Raw genomic sequence first — 4,579 nt, forward strand, 5'->3', positions numbered from 1 at the left:
CCCCACCACCCGGCGCGCTCGCGCTCGCCCGCGAGGACGACCGCGAGGTGCAGGGGCTGGTCGGGCAGGGCCTCGAAGAGCTTGGCGAGCTCGTCGTCGCTGGGCCGCCAGTCGACGCCGTAGATCGGGGCGCGGCCACGGTCGGCGGGGAACGCCACCGTGCCGGTCTCGAACAACGACACGCCGGAGGCTCCGCGGCCCAGGTTGCGGGCCGCGGCGCGCAGCAGTCCTGGCAGCAACGTCGTGGTGTAGGACGGCTCCTCGCTCGACAGCGGGTTGGCCAGACGTACCGTGTGGCGCAACGGGTCGTCCGCACCCAGGCCCAGCGCGTCGAAGGCCGCGTCACCGACGAACGGGAAGCTGATCACCTCCACGCATCCGGCGCCGGCGAGCGTGCGTCCCACGCGGCGGCGCAAGCGCTGCTCGCGCGTCAGCCCGCGCCCGGCCGCCTCGCGCGGCAGCACCGACGGCACCTGGTCGTAGCCGACGATGCGGGCCACCTCCTCGACGAGGTCGAAGGGGTCGTTGAGGTCGGGGCGCCAGGGCGGCGGAGTCGCGGTCAGCGTCACGTCCTCGCGCTGGACCGCGCAGCCGACGGCCTCGAGGTTGGCGGCGGTCGTCTCGGCGTCGATCTCCATGCCGGTCACCCGCGCGGGCAGGTCGTAGAAGATCGTGATCCCGGGCCGCGCCGGCGGCGTGCCGACGACGGTCACACCGGGGTCGACCGTGCCGCCGCCGTACATCGTCAGCAGCTCGACCACGCGGTCGGCGGCGGCCTCGGTGACGACCGGGTCGACGCCACGCTCGTTGCGCTTGCCGGCCTCGGAGCCGATCTTGTGCCGCTTGCCGGTGCGGAACATCGAGGTGGCGTCCCAGTGAGCCGCCTCCACGAGCACCGACGTGGTGGTGTCGGACATCTCGGTGGTCTCGCCACCCATGACGCCACCGAGGCCGATGATGCCGGAGTCGTCGGTGACGACGAGGTCCTCGACCGAGAGCACGCGCTCGGCGCCGTCGAGGGTGGTGAGCCGCTCGCCCTCGCGGGCGCGGCGGACCCGGATCGGGCCCTGCAGCTTGTCGGCGTCGTAGCCGTGGATCGGCCGGCCGATCTCGAGCATCACGTAGTTGGTGATGTCGACGGCCAGCGAGATCGGGCGCATCCCGGCCTGGGTGAGCCGGCGGGCCATCCAGTCGGGGGTCGGCGCGGCCGGGTCGAAGCCCGTGACCTTGCGGGCCACGAACACCGGGCAGCCGGCGGGGTCGTCGATCTCGACGGGGTAGCCCGCGCCGTTGGCGCTCGGCAGCTCGCGGACGGCGGGGTCACGGAACGGTGCGCCGTAGGCGAGCGCCGCCTCGCGGGCGACCCCGCGCAGCGAGAGCGCGTAGGCGCGGTCGGGGTTGATCTCGAACTCGATGACCTCCTCGCGCAGGCCGAGCACGTCGAACGCGTCATCACCCGGCGCGCCGGCGTCGGCCGGCAGCACGATGATGCCGTCGTGGTCCTCGCCCAGGCCCAGCTCGCGGGCCGAGCAGATCATGCCCGAGGAGACGTGGCCGTAGGTCTTGCGTGCGGAGATCTCGAACCCGCCGGGCAGCACGCCGCCGGGCAGGACGACGACCACGAGGTCGCCGGGGGCGAAGTTGTGCGCCCCGCACACGATGCCCTGCGGATCACCGGTGCCGTTGGCGGCACCGACGTCGACGGTGCACCAGTTGATGGTCTTGCCGTTCTTCTGCGGCTCGGGCTCCATCGTGAGGACGCGCCCGACGACCAGCGGGCCGCGGATGTCGGCGCCGGCGCTCTCGATCGCCTCGAGCTTGAGGCCGAGCGCGGTGAGCCGGTGGGTGAGGTCCTCGGTCGTGACGCCCTCGGGCAGGTCGACGTACTCGCGGATCCAGGAAACAGGGGCCTTCATCAGTCGTCCTCAGAGCTCCGTGCCGAATGCTGTCGTGAACCGGACGTCGCCCTCGAAGAGCTCGCGCAGGTCCTCGATGCCGTGGCGGAACATCAGCGTGCGGTCGATGCCCATGCCGAACGCGAAGCCGGTGTAGCGCTCCGCGTCGACACCGCAGGCGGTCAGCACCCGCGGGTTGACGACACCGCACCCACCCCACTCGATCCAGCCCTCGCCGCGGCAGGTGCGGCACGGCGCACCGTCGAGCTCGCCCGCACCGCGGCACACGAAGCAGACCAGGTCGACCTCGGCGCTCGGCTCGGTGAAGGGGAAGTACGACGGGCGGAAGCGCGTGCTGATGCCCTCGCCGAACATCGCGGCGGCAAAGTGGTCGAGCGTGCCCTTGAGGTGGGCCATCGTGATGCCCTCGTCGATCGCCAGGCCCTCGACCTGGTGGAAGACCGGGCTGTGGGTGGCGTCGTACTCGTCGGTGCGGAACACCCGGCCCGGGCAGACGACGTAGATCGGTGGGGTGCGCGAGAGCATCGTGCGCGCCTGCACCGGGGAGGTGTGGGTGCGCAGGACGATGCCGTTCTCGGCCGGGTCGGTCCAGAACGTGTCCTGCATCGTCCGGGCCGGGTGGTCGGGGCCGAGGTTGAGGGCGTCGAAGTTGAGCCACTCCGCCTCGATGACGGGGCCCTCGGCGACCTCCCAGCCCATGGCCACGAAGATGTCCGCGATCAGCTCGGCACCGGTGGTGAGCGGGTGGCGGGCGCCGGTGGGCACGCGATCGGTCGGCAGTGTGACGTCGACGGTCTCCTCGGCGAGCATCCGCTCCTCGTGCTCGGCCTCGAGCACGCTCTGCCGGGCCGCGAGCGCCTGGTTGACCGCACTGCGGGCCTGGCCGATGCGCTGGCCGGCCTCCTTGCGGGCCTGGGGAGGCAGCGCACCGATCTCGCGGTTGGCCAGGGCCAGCGGCGAGCGGTCGCCGGTGTGCTCGATGCGCACCTGCTTGAGGGCGGCCAGGTCAGCGGCCCCCGCGATGGCAGCCAGCGCCGCGTCACGCGCCGCGTCGACCTCCTCGGGCTTCAACGGAGTGACCTCCACGGGGTCGTAATCGGTGTTGGGGCCCGACAAGGCACGCCTCTTCCCTGCATCGTCTCTGGTGTTCGTTCTCCCCGGAAGTCTAGGGAGGTCAGCCGGGCCGGGGCGAACCGGTTCCACCGTGGGCGCGCAGCGCGGCAGCGGCTCTCTCGACCAGCTCGGCACGCAGGTCGGCGGGCGCCAGCAGCTCGACGGTCCCGGCGAAGGTGAGCAGCAGGCCGATCGCCTGCCGCCGGGCGCGCATGGTCAGCCGCAGCAGGAGCCGGCCGGTGCCGGGCTCGACGCCCAGCTCCTCGACCACGCTGTCGGGCGCCACCTGGAAGGACGCGAGCCGGCGGAACAGGTCGAGCTCCTCGGCCTCGACGGCCACCTCGAGGGTGACGGCCTCCCCCGTCTCCAGGCGCCCGCGCAGCCGCGCCCACTCCGCGGCGAGGTCGAGGTCGGCAGGCCTGCGCGCCGGCTCGTCGAGCAGCTCGGCGGACTCGATCCGCGAGACCCGGAACATCCGCGGCTCGCCGCGGTGCGCCCCGAGCAGGTACCAACGGCCGGCGTTCTCGACCAGGCCGTAGGGGTCGACCGTGCGTACGGCGGGGGCGTCGCGTCCCGCGGAGGTGTAGCGCAGCCGCACGCGGCGACCGTCGGTCGCGGCCTGGCGCAGCACCGGGAGGACCGGGACCTCCTCGGCGGCGGCGAACCAGCGGCGCCGGTCGACCACCAGCACCGACCCGAGCTCGTCGGCCTTGTCCATCGCGTCAGCAGGCACGGTCGCCGCGAGCTTGGCCATCGCGTTCGCCAGGGCGGGGCCCAGGCCCAGCTGGTCCGCGGAGTCGCGCCCGCCCCACAGGAACAGCGCCTGCGCCTCGGCGGCGGAGAGTCCGCTGACGTCGGTGCGGTAGCCCTCGACGAGGAAGCACCCGCCGCCGCGTCCGCGCTGGAGGTAGACCGGCACGCCGGCCGCCGACAGCGCCTCCATGTCGCGCAGCACCGTGCGCTCGGAGACCTCGAGCAGCTCCGCCAGCCGGCGAGCGGGCAGGCCGCCGTGCCGTTGGAGGAGGTGGAGCAGGCGGAGCAGACGGTCGGCACGCACACGTCGATCGTGCCATCAATTCCTGACACAAGGTGTCATGTTCAACCGGTTGGCTGGTGTCATGACCACTCAGAGCCCCTTCACTCCCGCCTCCGCCCACCGGGCCGCGGACCCGCGTCCCCTCGTCCTGCGTGCGGTCGAGCAGGCCACTCCCCTGGTCGCCGGCGTCGCCGGCGCCGACCTCGACCGTCCGACGCCGTGCACGGACTGGACGGTCCGCGACCTCCTCGCCCACCTGGTCGCCGTCGAACGGCGGGTCGCCCACATCGTCCGGGGCGGCCACCCCTTCGACGTACCCACCCAGGTCACCGACGTCCAGGACGACCGCTGGCTCGACGCGTGGCAGCAGGCCGCGAGCGACCTGCGCGTCGCACTCGACGAGCCCGACGTGCTCGACCGCACGGTCGCCCACCCGTTGGGGTCGTTCCCCGCGCCGGTGGCGCTCGGGGTGTACGCCGGCGAGCTCGCCGCCCACGGCTGGGACCTCGCCGCG

4 protein-coding genes are annotated in these 4,579 nt (G+C 73.3%); 1 reads left to right on the forward strand and 3 read right to left on the reverse strand.

Features of this window, described 5'->3' with window-relative positions; translation table 11 throughout:
• The 3 genes from pheT to Q0L15_RS13420 form a co-directional block, all read right to left on the reverse strand.
• On the reverse strand, positions 1-1,916 hold a 1,916-nt coding region (gene pheT, locus Q0L15_RS13410), incomplete at its 3' end, for a phenylalanine--tRNA ligase subunit beta (RefSeq protein ID WP_296604948.1).
• A gap of 9 nt (positions 1,917-1,925) precedes the next feature.
• A complete protein-coding gene (gene pheS, locus Q0L15_RS13415) occupies positions 1,926-3,032 on the reverse strand; it encodes a phenylalanine--tRNA ligase subunit alpha (protein WP_296604949.1) in 1,107 nt (368 codons plus the stop codon).
• 58 nt (positions 3,033-3,090) lie between these two features.
• Entirely contained in the window at positions 3,091-4,086 is a 996-nt protein-coding gene (locus Q0L15_RS13420) for a WYL domain-containing protein (RefSeq protein ID WP_296604950.1), read from the reverse strand.
• A gap of 61 nt (positions 4,087-4,147) precedes the next feature.
• On the opposite strand from Q0L15_RS13420, the gene Q0L15_RS13425 reads away from it, so the two are divergent.
• Positions 4,148-4,579 (forward strand): TIGR03086 family metal-binding protein (locus tag Q0L15_RS13425; RefSeq protein WP_296604951.1); only part of this gene is annotated, 432 nt, incomplete at its 3' end.

Source organism: Nocardioides sp. (genome assembly GCF_024509035.1).
Lineage (GTDB): Bacteria > Actinomycetota > Actinomycetes > Propionibacteriales > Nocardioidaceae > Nocardioides.